The sequence below is a fragment of the Alkalimarinus coralli genome (genome assembly GCF_023650515.1).
GTDB classification, from domain to species: domain Bacteria; phylum Pseudomonadota; class Gammaproteobacteria; order Pseudomonadales; family Oleiphilaceae; genus Alkalimarinus; species Alkalimarinus coralli.
The window spans coordinates 3,760,417-3,780,200 of sequence record NZ_CP096016.1; the positions used below are offsets into that span (position 1 = coordinate 3,760,417).

General features: G+C 46.6%; 21 protein-coding genes. 15 read left to right on the forward strand and 6 right to left on the reverse strand.

Annotated features, from left to right (window positions below; all coding sequences use genetic code 11):
* The first annotated feature begins 37 nt into the window (after positions 1–37).
* The 4 genes from MY523_RS16810 to MY523_RS16825 all read left to right on the forward strand — a co-directional run bounded on the left by MY523_RS16810 (position 38) and on the right by MY523_RS16825 (position 3,879).
* Positions 38–982 carry an alpha/beta fold hydrolase gene (locus MY523_RS16810; RefSeq protein ID WP_250655837.1) on the forward strand — a complete coding sequence of 315 codons (945 nt, stop codon included), beginning with the start codon at positions 38–40 and terminating at the stop codon, positions 980–982.
* A gap of 164 nt (positions 983–1,146) precedes the next feature.
* Positions 1,147–2,514, forward strand: coding sequence for a phosphohexomutase domain-containing protein (locus tag MY523_RS16815; RefSeq protein WP_250655838.1), 1,368 nt, complete (start codon positions 1,147–1,149; stop codon positions 2,512–2,514).
* Positions 2,515–2,719: 205 nt separating this feature from the next.
* On the forward strand, positions 2,720–3,193 hold the full coding sequence (locus tag MY523_RS16820; protein ID WP_370301133.1) for a DUF2947 domain-containing protein: 474 nt from the start codon (positions 2,720–2,722) through the stop codon (positions 3,191–3,193).
* A gap of 161 nt (positions 3,194–3,354) precedes the next feature.
* Complete coding sequence (locus MY523_RS16825) at positions 3,355–3,879, forward strand: hypothetical protein (protein ID WP_250655839.1); 525 nt, start codon at positions 3,355–3,357, stop codon at positions 3,877–3,879.
* A 12-nt stretch (positions 3,880–3,891) separates the two neighbouring features.
* Here the strand turns inward: MY523_RS16825 and MY523_RS16830 are convergent, their stop codons facing one another.
* Positions 3,892–4,215, reverse strand: a complete 324-nt coding sequence (locus MY523_RS16830; RefSeq protein WP_250655840.1) for a hypothetical protein — start codon at positions 4,213–4,215, stop codon at positions 3,892–3,894.
* 128 nt (positions 4,216–4,343) lie between these two features.
* The gene (locus MY523_RS16835; protein ID WP_250655841.1) at positions 4,344–5,138 is read right to left on the reverse strand and encodes a substrate-binding periplasmic protein; all 795 of its coding nucleotides are present in this window, start codon (positions 5,136–5,138) and stop codon (positions 4,344–4,346) included.
* Between the two features lie 155 nt (positions 5,139–5,293).
* Between MY523_RS16835 and MY523_RS16840 the strand changes: the two genes are divergently transcribed.
* On the forward strand, positions 5,294–6,190 hold the full coding sequence (locus tag MY523_RS16840) for a DMT family transporter (RefSeq protein WP_250655842.1): 897 nt from the start codon (positions 5,294–5,296) through the stop codon (positions 6,188–6,190).
* On the opposite strand, the gene MY523_RS16845 is transcribed toward MY523_RS16840, so the two are convergent.
* A complete protein-coding gene (locus tag MY523_RS16845; protein WP_250655843.1) occupies positions 6,176–6,814 on the reverse strand; it encodes a LysE/ArgO family amino acid transporter in 639 nt (212 codons plus the stop codon). The genes MY523_RS16840 and MY523_RS16845 overlap by 15 nt on opposite strands.
* A gap of 176 nt (positions 6,815–6,990) precedes the next feature.
* On the opposite strand from MY523_RS16845, the gene MY523_RS16850 reads away from it, so the two are divergent.
* From MY523_RS16850 to MY523_RS16860, 3 genes are all read left to right on the forward strand, one after another.
* Positions 6,991–7,896, forward strand: a complete 906-nt coding sequence (locus MY523_RS16850; protein WP_250655844.1) for a LysR family transcriptional regulator ArgP — start codon at positions 6,991–6,993, stop codon at positions 7,894–7,896.
* A gap of 44 nt (positions 7,897–7,940) precedes the next feature.
* On the forward strand, positions 7,941–8,561 hold the full coding sequence (gene bamJ, locus MY523_RS16855) for a BamJ family beta-barrel-assembly machinery protein (RefSeq protein ID WP_250655845.1): 621 nt from the start codon (positions 7,941–7,943) through the stop codon (positions 8,559–8,561).
* Positions 8,562–9,077: 516 nt separating this feature from the next.
* Complete coding sequence (locus MY523_RS16860) at positions 9,078–9,872, forward strand: PhzF family phenazine biosynthesis protein (protein WP_250655846.1); 795 nt, start codon at positions 9,078–9,080, stop codon at positions 9,870–9,872.
* A gap of 24 nt (positions 9,873–9,896) precedes the next feature.
* On the opposite strand, the gene MY523_RS16865 is transcribed toward MY523_RS16860, so the two are convergent.
* Positions 9,897–10,226, reverse strand: coding sequence for a DUF4156 domain-containing protein (locus tag MY523_RS16865; protein ID WP_250655847.1), 330 nt, complete (start codon positions 10,224–10,226; stop codon positions 9,897–9,899).
* Positions 10,227–10,403: 177 nt separating this feature from the next.
* Positions 10,404–10,871 (reverse strand): Cys-tRNA(Pro) deacylase, encoded by a 468-nt coding sequence (ybaK, locus tag MY523_RS16870; protein ID WP_250655848.1) that lies wholly within the window; start codon positions 10,869–10,871, stop codon positions 10,404–10,406.
* A 138-nt stretch (positions 10,872–11,009) separates the two neighbouring features.
* On the opposite strand from ybaK, the gene MY523_RS16875 reads away from it, so the two are divergent.
* The 6 genes from MY523_RS16875 to MY523_RS16900 all read left to right on the forward strand — a co-directional run bounded on the left by MY523_RS16875 (position 11,010) and on the right by MY523_RS16900 (position 17,381).
* Entirely contained in the window at positions 11,010–11,576 is a 567-nt protein-coding gene (locus MY523_RS16875; protein ID WP_250655849.1) for a bacteriohemerythrin, read from the forward strand.
* A gap of 157 nt (positions 11,577–11,733) precedes the next feature.
* On the forward strand, positions 11,734–11,979 hold the full coding sequence (locus MY523_RS16880) for a DUF2970 domain-containing protein (RefSeq protein WP_250655850.1): 246 nt from the start codon (positions 11,734–11,736) through the stop codon (positions 11,977–11,979).
* A 164-nt stretch (positions 11,980–12,143) separates the two neighbouring features.
* Positions 12,144–13,679: a helix-turn-helix transcriptional regulator gene (locus MY523_RS16885; RefSeq protein WP_250655851.1), complete on the forward strand. Its 1,536-nt coding sequence runs from the start codon at positions 12,144–12,146 to the stop codon at positions 13,677–13,679.
* Positions 13,680–14,317: 638 nt separating this feature from the next.
* Complete coding sequence (locus MY523_RS16890; protein ID WP_250655852.1) at positions 14,318–15,982, forward strand: electron transfer flavoprotein-ubiquinone oxidoreductase; 1,665 nt, start codon at positions 14,318–14,320, stop codon at positions 15,980–15,982.
* Between the two features lie 147 nt (positions 15,983–16,129).
* Positions 16,130–16,807: a class I SAM-dependent methyltransferase gene (locus tag MY523_RS16895; protein WP_250655853.1), complete on the forward strand. Its 678-nt coding sequence runs from the start codon at positions 16,130–16,132 to the stop codon at positions 16,805–16,807.
* A gap of 88 nt (positions 16,808–16,895) precedes the next feature.
* The gene (locus MY523_RS16900) at positions 16,896–17,381 is read left to right on the forward strand and encodes a hypothetical protein (protein ID WP_250655854.1); all 486 of its coding nucleotides are present in this window, start codon (positions 16,896–16,898) and stop codon (positions 17,379–17,381) included.
* A 376-nt stretch (positions 17,382–17,757) separates the two neighbouring features.
* On the opposite strand, the gene MY523_RS16905 is transcribed toward MY523_RS16900, so the two are convergent.
* A complete protein-coding gene (locus MY523_RS16905; RefSeq protein WP_250655855.1) occupies positions 17,758–18,729 on the reverse strand; it encodes an MBL fold metallo-hydrolase in 972 nt (323 codons plus the stop codon).
* A gap of 213 nt (positions 18,730–18,942) precedes the next feature.
* On the opposite strand from MY523_RS16905, the gene MY523_RS16910 reads away from it, so the two are divergent.
* A complete protein-coding gene (locus tag MY523_RS16910; RefSeq protein WP_250655856.1) occupies positions 18,943–19,698 on the forward strand; it encodes a substrate-binding periplasmic protein in 756 nt (251 codons plus the stop codon).
* Positions 19,699–19,784 lie beyond the last annotated feature (86 nt).

A 19,784-nucleotide genomic window follows, 5' to 3' on the forward strand; every position in this document is an offset into this window, starting at 1 on the left:
ACCGTAAACGGACACTAACTAAAGGATCGTCAACTTTATGCTCAAGTCAAAACTACTCTTCGTAATATTGCTGATAGGGGTACTCGGCAGCTCATTATACTGGGCGGCCTCACACTACAAATACGACATTTATGATGCCGCAATCGCCTTTGAGTTGGAACAGGCGCAGTTAGTCTCCAAACGAATTAACGTCAGTAATCTTGATATTGCTTATCTGGAAGGCCCCCGCCGTGCAGGTGAAGAAACCGTACTATTAATACACGGTTTTGCTGCCACCAAGGAGAATTGGTTACGCTTTGCTGGGCAACTGACCAACCGTTTTCATGTGGTCGTGTTAGACCTACCAGGGCATGGAGAGAGCACCCGAGACTTTTCACTAAATTACGACCTGGAAACACAGGTTGAGAATGTCCGTCAGATCACTCAGGCGCTCGGCCTGGGTCAATTCCATATTGCGGGTAACTCTATGGGCGGAGCCATTTCTGCTTTGTATGCCGCTAAATACCCAAGCGAAATAAAAACCGCGACACTCTATGACCCAGCAGGCATTCATGAAGTTGAAAGCAACCTTGAGAAACACCTTCATAAAGGCGAAAACCCGCTGATCGTTTCAGATACCGAGAGCTTCAAACATTTGCTTACGTTCGCAATGGAAAAACCACCCTTTATTCCATGGCCTATTACCGAAGTCGCAGCTGAGAAAGCAAGCCAGAAACAAAAAATTAATAGTAAAATTTTCAACGATATTAGCTCTGGAAAATCAGGGCAATTTAAAGCCGAACTCAAGAAAATTAAGGCCCCTACCCTGATAATATGGGGAACGGAAGACCGCGTTATCAATGTCGGCAACGCCGACATTTTTGAACAGTTAATTCCCAATGCTAAAAAGATCATTATGCAAGGGATAGGTCATGCACCGATGATAGAAGTACCGAAAGAGTCCGCAAGCATGCTGGCAGAATTTGCGGCTAACCCTGCTTAGCCGGTATTGCTGCATAGGGGCTAATCCAGAACAGGAACTAGCCCTGAATAGGAGCTAGCTCCGTATACAGACTAATCCAGCTTAAGCCAGTAGATTATTCATGCTCATGCCATGATATGATTACGACCTCATAGCCGACTGTGGTTAATAAGAAGAGGTATAAAATGGATTTAAGCTGCTTTAAGGCCTACGACATTCGTGGCAGGATTCCTGACCAATTAAACGTTGAATTGGCCGAGAAAATAGGCTTCGCATACGCCAGCGTACTAAAGACCCAAAGAGTGGTTGTTGGGTACGACATCAGAGAGTCCAGCCCCGAACTCACCGAAGCATTATGCAAAGGTTTGCGCAGTGCCGGTGCCGACGTATACAACATCGGTATGTGCGGCACAGAGCAGGTCTATTTTTCGACCTTTCACTACCAGATGGACGGTGGCATTATGGTCACCGCCAGTCATAATCCTAAAGACTATAACGGCCTTAAAATGGTCATGAAGGATTCTCGCCCGGTCAACGGTGATACCGGTCTTAATACGATTAAAGCGATGATCGCGTCAGGGGAGTGTGACAATATTCCTGAAGCCACAGGTGCCGTTCACTCACTGGATGCGATGGGCGACTACATCCAGCACCTTCTGGGCTATATCGACCTTGATGCACTCAAGCCATTGAAAATTGTCGTTAACCCGGGTCATGGTGGCGCAGGCATCGTTATCGACGAGATTGAGCGCCACTTGCCCTTTGAATTTATTAAAGTGCACCACAATCCTGACGGATCATTCCCCGCAGGTGTTCCCAACCCTCTGCTGGTTGAAAACAGGGCCTCAACTCAACAGGCCATCATTGAACACAACGCTGACTTTGGTATCGCCTGGGATGGCGATTTTGATCGCTGCTTTATGTTTGATGAACAAGGCGAGTTTATTGAAGGTTATTACATTGTTGGGTTACTGGCACAACAGTTTTTAAGCCGCCACCCTGGCGAGAAAATCATTCATGACCCTCGGCTCACCTGGAATACCCAAGCCGTTGTCACTGAGTTTGGTGGTACCCCCGTAGAAAGCAAAACCGGACATGCGTTTATAAAGCAGATAATGCGCGAAACCGACGCCATCTATGGTGGAGAGATGAGCGCTCATCACTACTTTCGCTCCTTTGCATACTGCGATAGCGGGATGATTCCATGGTTACTAATTGCCGAACTACTGAGCCGACAAGACGCCGCGTTTTCATCACTGCTAAAAGAGCGTATGACGGCGTTCCCTGCCAGCGGTGAAATAAACCGCACATTAACTCAGCCACAACAGGTGCTAAAAGGTATAGAAGAGCAGTATGCAGACCAAGCCATTAAGGTGTCACATATTGACGGCTTGAGCATGGAGTTCCCTGGATGGCGTTTCAACCTCAGACTTTCCAATACCGAACCGCTGGCACGCCTTAATGTAGAGTCTCGTGGCGATCAGGCATTAATGGAGCAACAGACTCAAGAGATTTTAACTTCAATTGAAAGCCTAGATAATTCAATTAGTTAAAAGGGCTTGTCAAGACACCATAGAATCGGGCGCGGGGCACCCTCGTACAAAGACCTTGGCAAAATGCGTCGCGACAAAGAAGTAAGAGGGTGCCCTGCGCCCGATAAAGACCTTGGCAAATTGCATGGTCCGGTTCTTATTGCTGCCTGCTCCTGTTAAAATCTACCCTCGCTCCCATTGTTAACCGTCAACATCAGGTATCTCGATGAACTATATAGACCTCTCTGAATATCGCAATGCCTGGGTTTTTCGTCACAAGGATATGCCCGTTAGCTCCGAAGATCTGGCGCAAATAAAGCCGTTATCGGAATCCAGCGCTATTCAACTCTGGCGGCAACGCATCAGTAAAGAGAGTGACCACCCCGCAGAGTGGGAGCGCGGTGACTGGGCTGCAAATGAAGATGCCTGGCCTCATAAGGCGTTATGGCAAAAAACATGGGACTCCGCATCCCCCGATTTGCCTGAGTTAATTTTAGAGCAGATAGACTGGGCCGATAATGTCACCGTATTCTTCTGTTATGACAGCTACAAAATCATTGAAACCAACTGGGCTGTTTTTAAAAGAAACTGGAAGAATTTTCTGTTTTTTGACGACGGCCCGCTGTTGATTGCACGCAAGAAAAAACAAGCAATACAATTCTTCCAAAATGGTTCGTTCGCCATTGGAGCAATGCCATAACTTAGTAGACCTATGCCTGGGCCAGGTATGAATTCAGGCTAAATCGCTTATCAGGGTGAAACTATGTACCAAGATATAGGTGCATATACAGATAATAACCTGCCAGGTAAGTGGTGTACTATAAGCACTGATAACCAATAAATATATGTACAGGGATCGCTATGAGTTTGTTACCCAAAACCTTTACAGTGCGTTCAGTATTTGCAAGTTTATTTTCCTTTCTTTTTTTCGGGCTTTCTTTGGCCATGATACTGTTATCCTTCACCCAACTCGCCGAGGGTATTGCAGATGGACAGGGTTTAATGCAGACCTGCCTAAAAGCCATCAACACTGGGGTTATAGCATTAGCCGTATTTGAGCTGGCGATGGTTATTAACAAAGAGTATGGCGGCGATGAAGAGAACCACGATGTTATCGTGATGCTTAGACGAACACTGCCGCGATTTATCGGCACTGTTTGCGTTGCGCTCGCGCTTGAGGGCTTGATTATGGTGATCAAATACAGCCAATTAGATCTGGCCGGTAACCTTTATTACCCGGTCGCTATTATTTCCAGCGCGGCATTCTTGCTAACCGCTTTGGGCGTATTTCTCAAGCTGTCGCCAGATAAAGCCAACAACCCTGAAGCCGCAGTTATCGCTCCGCATGGGACTCCCGCCCGACCTGCATCTAATGGCTCGGTATAGTTAAGAAGACGATTACTCTTCGACCCACTCCCACCGGAGTGGTTCACCAAAATCGTCATAGATCATTTTCTTTTTAGGGGTCGAACGCCGGGGTTTCTTTTTGACGGGTTCAGGATGTTTGCGAGCCTCAATCGTCGCAACAACATCTGTCAGCAGTGTTCGGCCTTCCTTCGGCTCATCAAAAACAATCGCATTTGACTTAATCGGGCCATTTTGGTCAAAACGGCCACTCACGCCCCTCTCAATCTGCTCAAGACTTCCTCCCTGTTCAAGAAAGTCTCGCACTTGAGATTCAAGCTCACGCCTTATTTCTGCTTTAGTGGGCCGTTTGTTCACGTGATTACATCATTCAATTATAGAGGATCCATGTCATTTAGGATGCCATGGGTTGCAAACTAGAATAACAGAATCTGTTAGTGAGCTATAGGCCGAAGCTTAGCAGCGGTATAAATTACAACGGGGTATCATGGGCTGGACTCGACCCCATACCGCTTCAATATTTCATCTCGTTTACCCGACGCGACTAGATCCCCAAGCGCTTTATTAAACGCTTTTACAAGCGCTTTAGAGCCTGGCCAGGCTTTTGAAAAACCGGCATAAAATGCTCGGGTTGAACCCACACTGCGATCAATGAAATCAATATTGCTAAATTCGTCTGGGTATTTGCGGATTAAGAACTGGCAGACGCTTACTTCACAAATCGCCAGATCTACTCGACCTGCTTTGAGCAGCTTGAGGTGTGTCAGCTCGGGTTCGTGCCCTAATGTCCAGCTAACTTTAAACACTCCCTCTTTAGCCGCATTATTAAATGACTCGTGATAGTTGTACCCCTCACTGGCGCTCACGATGAAGGGGCGAAGGTCGTCCAACGTATCCCACTGAATAGCACGATCTGCCTGTTTAAAAAACACATCTCTAATAGCGCTAATGGGGTCAGAAAAATAGAAGTATTTTTCACGCTCTTCATTTCGGGTAAAGGTATAAATCAGTGCGTATTTTCCTGATTTGGCTTCTGTAAGAATACGTTTCCATGGGTGGCTGTATATATCAGCCTGGTAGCCCATTTGTTTTAATACTTCTATGACGATTTCTGTGTCAGAGCCAACGACTTTGCCATCTTCAACATACTTAAAAGGCGGAAAAGGAGAGACGCCAACGGGAAGAGGTTCACTGGCAATAGACGCGCTAACCGGCAATAAACCAATAAGCATCAGAGCAACATAGTATAACGGAGCCAGCACTATACACCTCTCAGCCACATGCTTCTCTACCTCTCAACCTATGAAAATGACATTCATTCGTTTTCAGTATAGGGCATGATATAAATACTTTGCTGCAAATTTAACTTATACTAATGTCTCTCTTGCGCAACTAACGCTACTCCCGTAAATAATCACACAACCGAGTCATATTCTTGGCACCTCAACAGCATTTAAAAGCAGATTTTTTACTTATTATCGTCACGTTATTGGCTGCTGCTGGCTGGATTTTTTCTAAAGAGACCTTGCAAGGCCTCCCCCCTATTCTCTTTATCGGTATTCGCTTTTTACTGGCGGGACTAGTGCTTGCCCTGATAGGGATGCGTGCATTCGGCTCGCTCTCATTTACCGCAGTTAAGCGGTCACTGCTAACCGGAAGCGTATTTTCCATCGCGATGATGTTCTGGATCATGGGGTTATTTAATGCCCGACATGTGGGCGAAGGAGCATTCATCACCAGTATGGGGGTTGTGCTGGTTCCGATTATGGCTCGCTGGATATTTGGCGACCGGCCGACACTGAATACCTGGATAGCACTCCCTATCGCCATCGTAGGTCTGGCCATGTTGTCACTTAATAACGGTTTTCATCTGGATAGTGGCCAGTGGCTGTTTTTGATCGCGGCAACCATATTTGCGCTTCACTTTAACCTTAACAGCAGAATGGTTGCCGAGGTACCGGCTTTAGTCCTTACATCAATACAGTTAATGGTCGTGGGAGCCGTATCACTCGCTGTGTCATGGAATATTGAAGCATGGCCCGCCCATGTTGCTAATAATATATGGGGCTGGTTATTGGCAAGTGCCATTATCGCGACCAGTTTGCGGTTTTATTTACAGACATTCGCCCAAGGGTTGGCACCAGCGAGCCATACTGCAGTTATTTTGACCTTGGAGCCGATCTGGACCACGCTGCTGGCCGCGATCTGGTTTGGTGAGACAATGAGTGTTATCCAGGTGATCGGCTGTGGATTAATCTTCTCCGCCTTGCTCGTCAACCGTTGGCAGTGGGTGAAATTAGCCCTGAAGGGACTCCGTTCAAAAACCCGCTGATACCAGCCTATATGCGAGCAAAAATAACGAGATCGCGATAGACCACATCATCAGGCATATTAGCGTATCCAATACTCTCCAGGTCACAGGCTTTTTAAATAACGGTGCCAGTTTCTTCGCTCCCCAACTCAGAGAGAAAAACCAAATAAATGAAGCCAACGCGGCACCTCCGGCAAACCACCAGCGCTCAGGCAGCGCATATTGGCCGCCAATACTGCCAATGAGCACAACCGTATCTAAATAAACGTGAGGGTTCAGTAGCGAAATCGCCAACGTCGTCAGAATAGCTGAGGTTCTCGATTTTAGAGAACTCCCCTCGGTATTTAGCGGTTTAGGGTTAATGGCCGACCTTAATGCTCTTAAGCCATACACCGTCAAAAACACACCACCAAAAAGCGCTGCTGCAAGCATCATGTAGGGGGCATTGGTTATTAACGCGCCCATCCCCGCAATTCCGGCAAAAATAAGCAGTGTATCTAACAGGCTACAGGTCATGGCGATCAGCCCATTGAACCCCTGCCTAAGGCCATGGGATAGCACAAAGGTATTCTGTGCACCAATCGCAATAATTAAGCTCCCGCTGGTCACAAACCCCTTCATTAGAGGTAGCAGTAATTCATACATCGGCAGGTTCCCGCAGTTAAAATGGCAATGGCAAATATAGAGGCAAAGCTCACTGAAGACGCAAGGCAATGGCGATGAGTCAAACTTCAGTGGCTTAGCCAGTTAATGCCATGAAGTCTATCTGCCAGGCTATAATAAGTTAAATTAATTAATTTACTCAGGCATAAGTAATTCTAATGAATATTGAATTATCACAATTAGAGGCTGTTGCTCAGATTATCGATGCGCAGAGCTTTGAGAAAGCTGCTGAGCGGCTCTGCATTACCCAGTCGGCCATTTCACAGCGCTTAAGGCAGCTGGAAACACAGCTGGGGCAGCGGCTGATTATCCGCTCAGGCCCACCTAAACTGACCGAAGCGGGCGTGAAAATATTGAAATACTACCGTCAGATCAGCCACCTTCAGGATGACCTGCTGAACAACCTGGCAGGTAATGCAGACAACGGCGTGGCTTCAATCTCTATCGCTTCAAACGCCGATAGTTTGGCAACCTGGCTGCTGGATGCGTTAACACCACTGCTCAGCAAAGGAAAAACGTTTATTGAAGTGCATGTCGATGACCAGGATCGAACCCATGACCTGCTACGGGATGGCACCGTGGTCGGCTGTATTAGTGCCAGTTCAGCGCCGATAAAAGGCTGCAACTGCATACCGCTTGGAGTGATGACCTATCGCTGCCTGGTATCACCCGAATACAAACGCCGCCACTTTCCGTCAGGAGTTGACCGTGATGCAATGCTCGCCGCCCCTTGCGTCGAGTTCAATCACAAGGATGACTTACAGCGACAATACCTCGCACAGTACTTTAAGGGGGGCTACCCTGACATCAGGCACCGGGTTCCCTCAACAGAGTCATTTCTGGACTTTATCGCCAGAGGATTCGGCTGGGGCATGGTGCCCGATGTACAGAGCAGACAGTGGATAAATGAGGGAAAGGTAATCGAACTTGTTCACGGTAATACCTTGGATATCCCGCTCTATTGGCACATATGGAACCTGCGCACCACACTCAGTCGGTCACTCACCGATGCGTTATGCACCGAGGCAGCAAAAGTACTTACCCCTATTTGCCCCGGAACATGATAAACTGCGCCCGTTTTTTTAATTTTCTAACTTAAGTGAGTAATATGTCTGATAAATACACCACCGTTGAAGAGCGCGTAAGCTACGGCATTGGCCGCCAGATGGGCGACCAGTTAGCCAGCAATCCATTTGAAGGACTGCATATTGATTCTGTTCTAAACGGTTTAGCGGATGCACTGAACGGTCAGGCGAGCCCTGTCCCGCAAGACCTGATGGAAGCAGCATTCAAAGAAGTCAGCGCTAAAATGCAAGCTCAGCAAGCCGAACAGGCAAAAGTGCTTTCAGCAGAAGGTGAAAAGTTCCTGGCTGAAAATGCAACCCGCGATGAAATAACGGTGACTGAATCAGGTCTACAGTACGAAGTCGTCACCGAAGGTGAAGGCGAGAAGCCAGGTCAGGCATCAACTGTACGCGTTCATTACCACGGCACCCTGATCAATGGCCAGGTATTTGACAGCTCATACGAGCGCGGTCAGCCAGCAGAGTTTCCAGTAGGCGGTGTTATTGCAGGCTGGACAGAAGCACTGCAATTGATGAGCGTAGGTTCGAAGTGGCGCCTATACGTACCGCACAACCTGGCTTACGGTGAGCAAGGTGCAGGTGGTGCGATTGGGCCATACTCAACATTGATTTTTGATGTCGAGCTATTAGAGATCGTCGGTTAATACCACCTGGCTTTAATACCCGACGTTCGTAGTCTTGTATGAAACTCGTCGCCTTGCATTAAAGAGATACAATGCGAGGCAGGCCACTGGCCTGAATCACGCTTTGCTTCATACAAGGCTACACTCGTTTTTCTCCCCTCCCCCCCTTCGAAACATCCCGTTACACTCCCTTTCATTTACTAACGCGCCCTTACTCTTTTGTCGTAGAACATTCGCCATTCTTCTCTTATTCTTTAATTGTGGATTTGAGTAGTATCCCCCTATAAGCGGCGGGTTAAGTTGTACCGCCGCTGTTTTTTTCGGGTGATCAAATCCGACCCTTTTCGATTTTCATGCCTTTTAGTTAGTTTTAGGCGACGCCTCACAGAGACGTCGCCTTTTCTTTTTTCAGCATCTGTTTACTGCCATAATTCGCTATCAGAGCGCCAACCCAACAATATTGTTATTACCCGATTAAAAATTTTGTGTAATTACGCGGTCGGTAACTCACAGATCTGAAAACAGGGCAACCTAACCATGATAGAAATCCCTATTTACCAAATTGATGCATTCTCGAAGACCGTATTCAGTGGTAACCCTGCTGCCGTATGTGTACTGGAAAGTGCAATAGACGACAACACCATGCAAAACATCGCCAGAGAGAATAATTTGTCCGAAACGGCGTTCATTGTGCCAGACGATAACGGTTGGGATATCAGATGGTTTACCCCCAACCTTGAGGTTCCATTATGCGGCCACGCCACACTCGCATCGGCATTTGTCATCTTTAACGAGTTATCATACAGCGGGTCTGAAATTCGCTTTCAATCGAAAAGCGGTGAGCTCATAGTACGCCAGGCCGGTGGATTACTAACGTTGGACTTCCCTGCCATGCATTACAGCCGCTGCGACACTCTCCCTGATAGTCTGGAAAAAGGCTTAAGCACACTGCCTGTGTCAGTGTTTAAGGTGGATTCAGACCCTAACTATTATGCGGTTTACGAATCGGAAGAACAGGTTAAAACCTTGCAACCCAAGCTTGCGGAACTGGAGAAACTACACCCATACGGCGTTGTCGTTACCGCACCGGGGAGTGACTACGACTGCGTCTCTCGATACTTTTTACCCAGCTACAACATACCGGAAGACCCGGTAACCGGTTCTATCCACTGCGCATTAGTGCCTTATTGGTCGGCCAGGCTGAATAAGCAAAAGATCAATGCCGCCCAGCTCTCTAAAAGTGGTGGTGAGCTATTTTGTGAAAGCAAAGGCGACAGAGTATTGATATCAGGCTACGCGGCTAAATATCTGGAAGGTAAGATTTTTATCTAGCGCGCCTTATGTAGTGGGTTTGAGCTAAGGGCAGGTATAAACCCGGAAGGTTCGTCGACCCTCTTCTATTTCGCTAATTGGCACAATCGCATTGCCTTTTGAGTGCACAGCCTCGTTACGAGCAAGCGTTTCCAGCTCTTCGGCCATGGTCTCTTCGTTACGTGAGATCAATAAAACCTCATCCACAACCTTGGTGGTAACGGTTCCTACCGACTGGCAGTTTGCGGCCTGTTCGGCGGTTAATGTTTTGACCTCATCCGCACCATCTTTTAATTGAACAAAGCTACAACCAGAGCTGAGCAAACCAAGCAGAGGCAACGTAATGAGTATGTTAGTAGGTATAGTCTTTTTCATAATGATTCCATGGCAATGTTGCCAGCAGTTTTTATTCACTGTCAGGTTAGGTATAAAAACACTCAATGACAGTCCAAAGCATGGCAGGATATTATTAGATGGACGTTTTCCTGACAAGCAATTCGTCTTTACTCTGCCTCCGCTAATAAAATAGTCAGCCTGCTACTTGTAGACGTGTTATTTACTCAAGTCAGCAAAAGACGCATTGAGTAATGTCGCAAGATCATCGGCAGAGAGCTCTATTTCAAGCCCCCGTCGCCCGGCACTAACAAAAACCGTATCAAAATTCAGCGCCTGTCTGTCAATCACCGTTTTTAGCAACTTCTTTTGACCTAGCGGGCTAACGCCTCCCAAGACGTAGCCTGAAGAACGTTCAACCGCTTTGGGGTCTGCCATTTTGGCCTTTTTAGACTTTACCGCTCCCGCCATAGACTTGAGGTTTAGCTGGCCGGCCACCGGCAGTACGGCGACAGCCATTCCACCTGAGTCAAGCTCTACAACCAGCGTTTTAAACACCTGTTGCGCTGAAATATTCAGTTTTTCTGCCGCTTCCTCACCAAACGAAGCGGCACTCTTATCATGTTCATATTGATGCACTTTATACGGTATTTTTGCTTTCTCCGCGCAGTTTATTGCTGGCGTCATCTCGGTTTCCTTACTATGAGCGGAACAAATAAAGCCCGCTAAATTGATCTAAACCAATTCTAATATCAGATTTCGAACTAAGATAGTAATTATCTATTCTTACGTCTGCCACCCGGTTCGCTCTATACGGAGACAACAATGAACAAAAAGCTCAAAGCTTTTGCACTTGCATTTCTAATATTAACGCTCGTAACAGGCATTCTACTTGGCTTTACTCTGGGGCTCTCTCACCCTTTGCCATGGGTGCTTATAGTCGCCTTGGCGCTGGTTATTTTTCTTAATAAAAAGATGACAGAAAGCCAGTTTGTAACCTGGAAAGATGAATACAGCGTCGGCATTGAGTCCATCGATAATGACCATAAAATGCTACTAAAGCTTATTAATCAGCTACAGACATCATCGCTTTATTACACCGGCGAAGACTTCGATAAAGAGGCATTAAATGAGCTTTTGGAATACACCAAGTTTCATTTCGACCGCGAAGAGAAGATGATGGAAGAGAATGGCTACCCCGACTTCGAAGGGCACCGCCAGCAACACCGCGATATGACGAACCAAGTGGTCGCAAAAGTTAAAGAGTACGAAGAAGACAGTGAAAAAACCGTAGAAGACCTTCTGGACTATCTCAAAAAGTGGTTAATTAATCACATCAACGGCACCGATAAAAAGTACAGCGCATTCCTGCTCGAAAAAGGTGTTAAATAGTTCTTGAAGTGTTAAGTAACTTTTGAAGTATTAAGCGGTTCTTGAAAAAGAGCCGCCAAACTTAATATGTTAGTAGTTAAAGCCTAAGCACCTGTCTATACTGTATCAGGTACGCTTTATACAGCGGCCTGACACCATTCAGCGCTTAGGTTTTATTATGAACACAGCCGACAATTCCGCCCCTCCAAACCCCTCCGAAAAACCCGCTAAGCGAACACTGTCATTTTGGCAAACACTAAGCAGTGTACTCTATGCGATGCTGGGTGTGCAGGGCCGAAAAAATGCCCAAGCCAGCCTCGAAGAAGGCCGTATAGGCATGTTTATTTTTGTCGGACTCTTAGTCGTCGGCTGCTTTATCCTGATTGTTTCGCTTGTCGTCTACCTCGCAATTTCAAGCGGTTAATTAAGCTATCTAAAGCTTGATTCCAGTCGTTCCTCCTTCCATGCAAGGTTACAAGTGTTGAACTGAAAGCATCACACATACGACCAAGCCGAAAATTATTTTATCTTCTCGCCAGTTTCAGGTAGCGTTGTTATCTCAAGGATGGAGCGAACACTCACACAGCTATGCTATTAAAAACACGCTTTTACTTGCCTCCGCTACGGGAGCATTCAGTTTTTCGAACAGAACTCATTGATAGGCTCAACCGCTCATCTGGCGGTCAATTAGTACTCATTGCCGCACCTGCCGGATACGGTAAATCAACACTGGTGAGCCAGTGGTTGCATTACCGCCCTCACACGTTTGCCTGGCTTACGCTGGATAAAACTCACAATTCTCCTTTGCAGTTCTGGAAATATATTCTGAATGCGCTTCAAGGTATCCAGCCATCAGTAGGCATTGAAGCAAAAACCTTAATAGAACAAAAAGACACTCCTCCTCTATCGAATATTGTTATTTCACTGCTCAACGATCTAGACCAGTTAAGTGGCCATAACGACACCCAGCAAGCAATTTCTCTGGTATTGGATGACTTTCATCTAATGGAAAACCAACAATTGCTCAACCTGATCACGCTTTTTGTTGACCACCTCCCACCGGGCATTCGCCTGGTTATAACCTCTAGGGAAGCCCCCCCATTGTCTCTGGCAAAGCGACGCGCCAATAATCAGTTAATTGAATTGAACATCAAAGATCTAGCGTTCAGTGTTGAGGAGTCCAAGGACTTTTTCGCCAATGCAATGTCATTAACTATAGCCCCCGACTCCGTTACCAAACTGTTCGAAGACACTGAAGGCTGGGTGGCCGGACTGCAACTGGCCGCACTGTCTCTAAAAGGAGGTCACAATCCGCTTGATACATGCAACAGCGAAACACTACTCAAGCACCACAGCCTGGACCGTCATATCGAGGATTACCTGCTCGAAGAAGTATTTTCCCTGCAAAACAAAGAGATGCAGATATTTTTAACACTGACATCAGTCCCGTCCCGGTTCTGTGCTGGCCTCGCAAATAGACTCACACCGGAAAACAACAGCCAAATACAGATACTTAAGCTTGAACAGGCCAACCTGTTCCTCGTACCACTCGATAATCACCGCACATGGTATCGTTATCATGACCTTTTCAGGCAGTTTCTTTTACAGCGCTTTCAGCTGCTTCCTGTCAAAACCCAACTTGAGCTTCACCAGAAGGCTGGGCAGTGGTACGAGCAGTTCGGCTACGTTGAAGAAGCCATTGAGCATCAGATAAAGGCCGAGCAATGGGATATTGCCGTTAACCTAATTAAAGGCTTGGTGGCCTGCGAAAACAGCTCACCAGAACCTGACCAAATTGCGCGCTGGCTGAGCCAGCTTCCCGCCGATCAGGCAGGCTCTTTACCACAACCGCCAAAATCATCCGCAACAACACCAGACACAGGCAAGCAGCCTGACCTGGCAATATACACCACACTTGTTAAGGGAGCTGAACCGTTGACTCAGCGGGAAAAAGAAGTTCTGACACTTGTTACGCAGGGGCTGTCAAACAAACTCATTGCCGAAAATCTTCATATTTCGCTTAATACACTGAAAGTTCATATCCGCAACCTATACGGCAAAATGGGGGTAGAAAGCCGCACCCAGGCACTGGTCAAGGTCAATCAACACAAGCTAGAGTATTAACAACGTTGCTCTAGCGCTCACATAACGCTGTACAACCTCTAACAAGCCGAATTAACATACGCCCCGTCAATGTTCTACCGTTATCAAACATTAAGGAAATAGAAGGCTATCCATTATCGATTAAGCTCGAATGGTTTCAGAAAATGGAAGCCTGCCAAGCACAGCGCTCACCAAAATAGAACCAAAATATGGATCTCTCCAATGGCTTTGAAAGTGCAGCCATGGGGATGGTTGGCAACTTCCTTGAGCAGCAGAAAGGCAAGATCGTAGCCAAGTGACAAAAAGACGCATTGGTGCGCTACATCTACGAAGTTACTTATGTCAGCGAAGACATGGTAAAGGATAGCACCTTCAATGTGCCATACGGCTATAAACTAACTGACCGCCAATAGCCGAGAACTGATCTGTTAGTAAGGGGTGCCAGCTTGATCAGACCTGGCACCTTATCAAACATCTTCGCCTACCATAACCCCTTCTCACCCTTTCAATTTCACCCCTAGAGGTGATGTTTCCTGGTCGTCCTATTCATAGACTGGTTCTGTCGCTACGGTTTTACTGCTGCCTCTTTTACAACAGCTATTTTTGCGACCGATATTTCTACAACGACAACAATAAAACAGTGATACAAGGAGAGGAATATGACTGCAACTCATACCCGAGAACGAATGGAGTACGATGTTGTTATCGTCGGCGCGGGCCCCTCTGGGCTTTCAGCCGCTTGCCGTATTAAGCAACTGAGCCACCAAAACAATAGAGAGATCAGCGTTTGTGTGGTTGAAAAGGGCGCTGAAGTAGGCGCCCATATACTGTCTGGCGCGCTGATGCAGCCTACCGCACTGAACGAACTTTTTCCTGACTGGAAAGAACGTGGCGCACCAGTAGATACGCCCGTCACTCGTGACGAGGTCTACTATTTCACGGGGGATGAGCGTGCCATTCAGTTTCCAACACCGCTGGCTGAGCGGGTCATCCACAATAAAGGTAACTATGTGATCAGTTTGGGCAACATCTGCCGCTGGCTAGCTGAACAGGCAGAAGAGCTAGGGGTGGAGATATACCCCGGGTTCGCCGCAAGCGAAGTGCTCTACGATGACCAAGGCAGTGTCACAGGGATTGCCACAGGCGATATGGGACTTGACCAACAAGGAAACCAAAAGCCAGGCTTTCAACAGGGTATTGAGCTTCATGGTCAATACACCCTGTTCTGCGAAGGTTGCAGAGGCAGCTTAGGAAAACAGTTAATAGCCAAATACAAACTGGATAAAAATAGCGGCACTCAGCATTACGCGCTCGGCATCAAAGAACTTTGGCAAATAGACCCAGATCTTCATGAACCCGGTAAAACACTTCACAGTTTCGGTTGGCCACTCTCCAAACATAGCGCAACCGGTGGCGCTTTTCTCTATCACGGTGACAATCATCAGGTTAGCCTTGGACTGATTACCGATCTGAACTATAGCAACCCTCATCTCAGCCCCTATGATGAACTACAGCGATGGAAACATCACCCACAAATCGCCCGCTATCTTAAGGGGGCGAAGCGTATCAGCTATGGTGCTCGCGCCATCAATAAAGGAGGCCTTCAGGCTCTGCCAAAGCTCAGTTTTCCAGGTGGGCTGTTATCGGGTTGCGATGCCGGATTTATGAATTACCCCAAGATTAAAGGCTCTCATACTGCCATGAAAACCGGCATGATCGCTGCTGAAACCATCGTTGACGCGTTATGCCAAGGTGCTTCAGAACAGCGCGAACTCGAACATTATGAGCAGGCCATCAGAGACTCATGGGTCTATGACGAACTCAGACAGTCTCGCAATGTCGCTCCGGCGATGCATCGCTTTGGCATGCTATTGGGATCCATTTATACGTTTATCGATTACGGATTATTTCGCGGCAAGCTACCCTTTACACTACAGGATCAGCAGGAGGATCATCAATCATTACAACCGGCTTCAAAGTGCCCGGTTATCAAATACCCAAAGCCTGATGGAGAGATTAGTTTTGATAAGCTTAGTTCGGTATTTTTATCCAATACTGACCACCAGGAAGACCAGCCCTGTCATTTAATACTCAAGGATCAGCAAACGCCGGTAACCCATAACCTACCTCTTTATAATGAGCCTGCGCAACGCTATTGCCCGGCCGGCGTATACGAAATAATTGATGGTGGCAACAGCCCCAAATTACAGATAAATGCGCAAAACTGTCTACACTGTAAAACCTGTGATATCAAAGACCCTACGCAAAATATTATCTGGGTCACACCCGAAGGAGGCGGCGGCCCCAAATATCCAAATATGTAGGTTTTTATTCTAAATAGCGCTAAAGTCTTAAAGAATGTTCCTGCAATAAGAAAAGTCAGTAGCTGGTTAGCGTAACGACAACGGCCAGTCACTAACTGGTTACTGAAACCTAATGGAGGGAACAAACACTTATGGAGCGCGCAGAAAATGGATGCATTAAGCGATACAAAAATACTCGATTCATGGCAAAAGAATGTTCCCCCATGGATGAAGGCCGTCCAAAACAAACAAATCGAAACGCGGAGGTTAGTAACCGATCAGGCAATTATTGAGGCTGTCAGATCTGTTCCTGCTCGTTCTGTCCTGGATATTGGTTGCGGCGAAGGCTGGCTTGTTCGAGAGTTGTCTAAGCTGGGGCTATCAGTCACTGGAGTAGACGCCATTAGCGGGTTTATCGATAACGCAAAGTCACTGGGTGATGGGACGTTTAAGGTCTTGGAGTATGAGGCGATTTCCAACCGCACCCTTGCAGGCAGGTACGATATCGCGGTCTGCAATTTTTCACTTATCGGCAAGACATCTGTAGAGCATATTTTTAAAGTAGCACCTTCAATTCTGAATACGAACGGTCACTTTATTGTTCAAACCCTGCACCCAGCGTTCAGCGGTGGCAATATGCCCTATAGAGACGGCTGGAGAGAGGGCTCCTGGGAGGGGTTTAGTGATGAGTTTACCGACCCGGCACCTTGGTATTTTCGAACGACTGAGTCATGGTGTGATTTATTCATAAACAACGGCCTGGAACTCAGAAAGATGATTGAACCAATCAACCCCAAAACAGGAAAGGCGGCATCGCTGATATTGATTGGCCGCTCAGCCGCCTAATAAACATCAACGAATTGCCAGAACTTACTAGAACGAGCATGATTGGATAACCCCGCAAATAGATTAATCAACACACAGGAAGGGATGCATGAACATTAAATTGAACGTTAAACAGCTGATCACCTCGGTCGCTTTTATTTTCCTATTGGCCAGCTCAGCTTTTGGGCAGGAACAGAGCGCGGCCGGTCTGCAACATTTCAAATCACAAAAGCCACTGATTTTGGAGATTCGGTTTTGTGCGTGCAAGGGGTTAGACATGGAGTCAGAGGCGAGCGCGCCATCAGCCGAGTTTATGACCACGTCCAGTGTTATCCAAGTCGCCCTTTCCAAAACAGAAAGTGGTTTTCTTGCTACCGACCAGCTGTCATTCGGCTATTCACTCTCACCATATAAAGACACGGGTTCATTCCTTCTACGCTACTCGGCAGAGTTAACCCAAGACGCAGGGTCTCTAAGCGCTGAATCGGAGTTGCTGATTGAGCTTGATCGTTGGTTAACCATCGCGGATTACCAAAACGAGTCGAATCACGGTAACAAATACACCAGTATCGCTATCAGGGTTTATGCCAGTTGAGAAGAACAGCAGTGAGCGCATCACCAAGCCTCAGGCGGTGCAAGCCTTAGTCAGCACAAGTGATAGTAGGTACAGGAAGCGTATTAAGCTTAAATAGAAATGTGCAGGAGAGGCTAAGTATTCTACGTGATACTTCATCAGAAGGTGCCACACACACGTCAGGTCTATACTGGACAATCATCCCACACATATATAAGGGCTCGACCAGTAAGGCTAACGGAATCTTTCGTTCCAGGCTCAATATGAGCGATCCTTATTAGCCGAGCCACACTCTAGAATATGGGTCAGGTTCGGCTAATAATCAAGCTTCGCTAAAGTCAAAAATGGAATAAAAATACTGCGCAGAGTACGCAATATTCTTAACGCCTATCTACCTTCACTTTTTTGCATCTTGCTCTAAACTACTGTGCACAATGCTTATCCAAAGCTTCTCATTCAGAAAACCGTTACCCCACTTTTTCCACTGATCACTCAAGCCTTTCTCTTGAATCCCTTCCAACGGCATTGATTCCTCCATCATGCGTTCAACCTCGTTGGCGGTACCAATGAGCATCTCCCTGAAAGCGATAAGCTCTTTCTTGTTAGAAATCGGTCCATGGCCCGGCACAACAACAGTATTGTCATCGATCTTATCGAGCATGCCTGCAATATTTTTGGCTACACCACGCACACTGCCGTTAGACCCCACGTCGACAAACGGAAACATGCCATTAAAATAATGATCACCCATGTGCACAATATTGGCATTTTCAAAAAAGATGATGCTATCTCCATCTGTATGGCCATTTGGTAGATGAAGTGCTTTGATCGTCTCACCGTTAAAGCGCAAGGTAAGCGAGTGATCAAAGGTGATATTCGGCAAGGCATGTTCTTCATAAGGCTCTGACACCATATTGAACAGTTTGACCTCCTGACGGCTATTCAAGCGCGTATAAACATTATCATGGGCAATAATTTCGGCCTTGTGACCCAGCACCTGATTGCCTTGTGTATGATCCCCATGCCAGTGGGTGTTGAGTACATACTTTAAACCGCCTTCAAACTTGGCCAGTGCCTCTTCCAGCGCAGGTGTCATTTCACTGTAATCACTATCAACAATAAGCAGCCCCTCTTTGCCGTTAGATAACAGGATGTTCCCTCCTTTTCCTTGCAAAAAGTGGAAACCGGGTTTGATATCAGTGACACTAAATATCTTTTTATCTGCGTGATGGTCTTCTGCCACAGCAGAGCCTGCTGTTAGGCAAAACATCATCAGGCTTAGTGCGGTAATAACCAGAAAAGCCATTGCTTTGAAGCGAGCCAGTATTTGGCGAGAGGGTATTTGGAGAAAGAGTGGTAATTTGTTCATAGCCTGTCTACGTCCTTGAATTTTATGTTGTATTTCGAGAGTAACAAGCACAAATAATTAGATCGACAGACCTTTTTATACCTTCATCATAATAATGATAAAAGCACTCTTACGACTAAATGACCACGCTGTCGAACCAAATTTTATACAATTGTTCCACAACACTGCGTTATACTAATTTCCGCTAGTCTGTGGTTCCCGGTAGTTTTATTTATGAAAAGCAAAACAGTAAAGACGATTATAGTTCTTTTTTTAGTGGTTTTTTCCAAGATCGCCACCTCAGCTGAATATGCTGTAGTGGGGGATCATTACCCTCCCTATCAATATAAAGAGCACAAGAAAATAAAAGGGTTTAGCTACGACGTTTTACGCGCAGTGCTCTCTATGAATGGCGATACCATTTCCACCACCGGGATTTACCCCTGGAAACGGGCACTGCATATGCTGGAGACCAACCAGGCCAATATCCTGATTAGTGCAAACTACGGCGAAGACCGCCTTAAATTTGCGTACTACCCAACCGAACCACTGGTTGTAACCCCTTGGTATTTATGGAAACGTAAGTCGGAGCAGTTCAAGTTTGCCTCGCTGGAGGATTTATTAGGCAAGAAGGTAGGCGTAGTACAAGGTTATGCCTATACCGATGCATTTTGGCATTTTGTCAGGAAGCACGACCTTTATACGGATACCGGAAACTATACTGATGACATAAATCTCAGTAATTTGAATCAGGGGTTTTATGACGTCGCAATCGCGGAGCTGGGTAATGGCATTTACGTTCGAGACCACTTGGGGCTAACGAACATTGAGCCGATACTAGCAACTCCGGTGAAACAAGACGGGCTTTACATTATCTTTAGTAAAGCAGCGTTCTCCGCCGAAAAAGTAGATAAATTCTCAGAAAATCTCGTAAAATTCAAAAAATCACCAGAATACCTAAAAATCTATCAGCAATACTTCCCGCTTTAAAAACCTACTTTCCAGTCCATTCTGCATGTTTCGACTTTACAAATGACCAGTGGTCATAATACTATATGACCACCGGTCATTAGATT

Bases quoted from the DNA above. Each gene is read 5' to 3' on its own strand.
- MY523_RS16810 (WP_250655837.1), top strand. From the start codon at position 38: ATGCTCAAGTCAAAACTACTCTTCGTAATATTGCTGATAGGGGTACTC.
- ybaK (WP_250655848.1), bottom strand. From the start codon at position 10,871: ATGACGCCAGCAATAAACTGCGCGGAGAAAGCAAAAATACCGTATAAA.
- MY523_RS16815 (WP_250655838.1), top strand. From the start codon at position 1,147: ATGGATTTAAGCTGCTTTAAGGCCTACGACATTCGTGGCAGGATTCCT.
- MY523_RS16880 (WP_250655850.1), top strand. From the start codon at position 11,734: ATGAACACAGCCGACAATTCCGCCCCTCCAAACCCCTCCGAAAAACCC.
- bamJ (WP_250655845.1), top strand. From the start codon at position 7,941: ATGTCTGATAAATACACCACCGTTGAAGAGCGCGTAAGCTACGGCATT.
- MY523_RS16890 (WP_250655852.1), top strand. From the start codon at position 14,318: ATGACTGCAACTCATACCCGAGAACGAATGGAGTACGATGTTGTTATC.
- MY523_RS16875 (WP_250655849.1), top strand. From the start codon at position 11,010: ATGAACAAAAAGCTCAAAGCTTTTGCACTTGCATTTCTAATATTAACG.
- MY523_RS16910 (WP_250655856.1), top strand. From the start codon at position 18,943: ATGAAAAGCAAAACAGTAAAGACGATTATAGTTCTTTTTTTAGTGGTT.
- MY523_RS16905 (WP_250655855.1), bottom strand. From the start codon at position 18,729: ATGAACAAATTACCACTCTTTCTCCAAATACCCTCTCGCCAAATACTG.
- MY523_RS16865 (WP_250655847.1), bottom strand. From the start codon at position 10,226: ATGAAAAAGACTATACCTACTAACATACTCATTACGTTGCCTCTGCTT.
- MY523_RS16845 (WP_250655843.1), bottom strand. From the start codon at position 6,814: ATGTATGAATTACTGCTACCTCTAATGAAGGGGTTTGTGACCAGCGGG.
- MY523_RS16850 (WP_250655844.1), top strand. From the start codon at position 6,991: ATGAATATTGAATTATCACAATTAGAGGCTGTTGCTCAGATTATCGAT.
- MY523_RS16895 (WP_250655853.1), top strand. From the start codon at position 16,130: ATGGATGCATTAAGCGATACAAAAATACTCGATTCATGGCAAAAGAAT.
- MY523_RS16885 (WP_250655851.1), top strand. From the start codon at position 12,144: ATGCTATTAAAAACACGCTTTTACTTGCCTCCGCTACGGGAGCATTCA.
- MY523_RS16860 (WP_250655846.1), top strand. From the start codon at position 9,078: ATGATAGAAATCCCTATTTACCAAATTGATGCATTCTCGAAGACCGTA.
- MY523_RS16825 (WP_250655839.1), top strand. From the start codon at position 3,355: ATGAGTTTGTTACCCAAAACCTTTACAGTGCGTTCAGTATTTGCAAGT.
- MY523_RS16820 (WP_370301133.1), top strand. From the start codon at position 2,720: ATGAACTATATAGACCTCTCTGAATATCGCAATGCCTGGGTTTTTCGT.
- MY523_RS16900 (WP_250655854.1), top strand. From the start codon at position 16,896: ATGAACATTAAATTGAACGTTAAACAGCTGATCACCTCGGTCGCTTTT.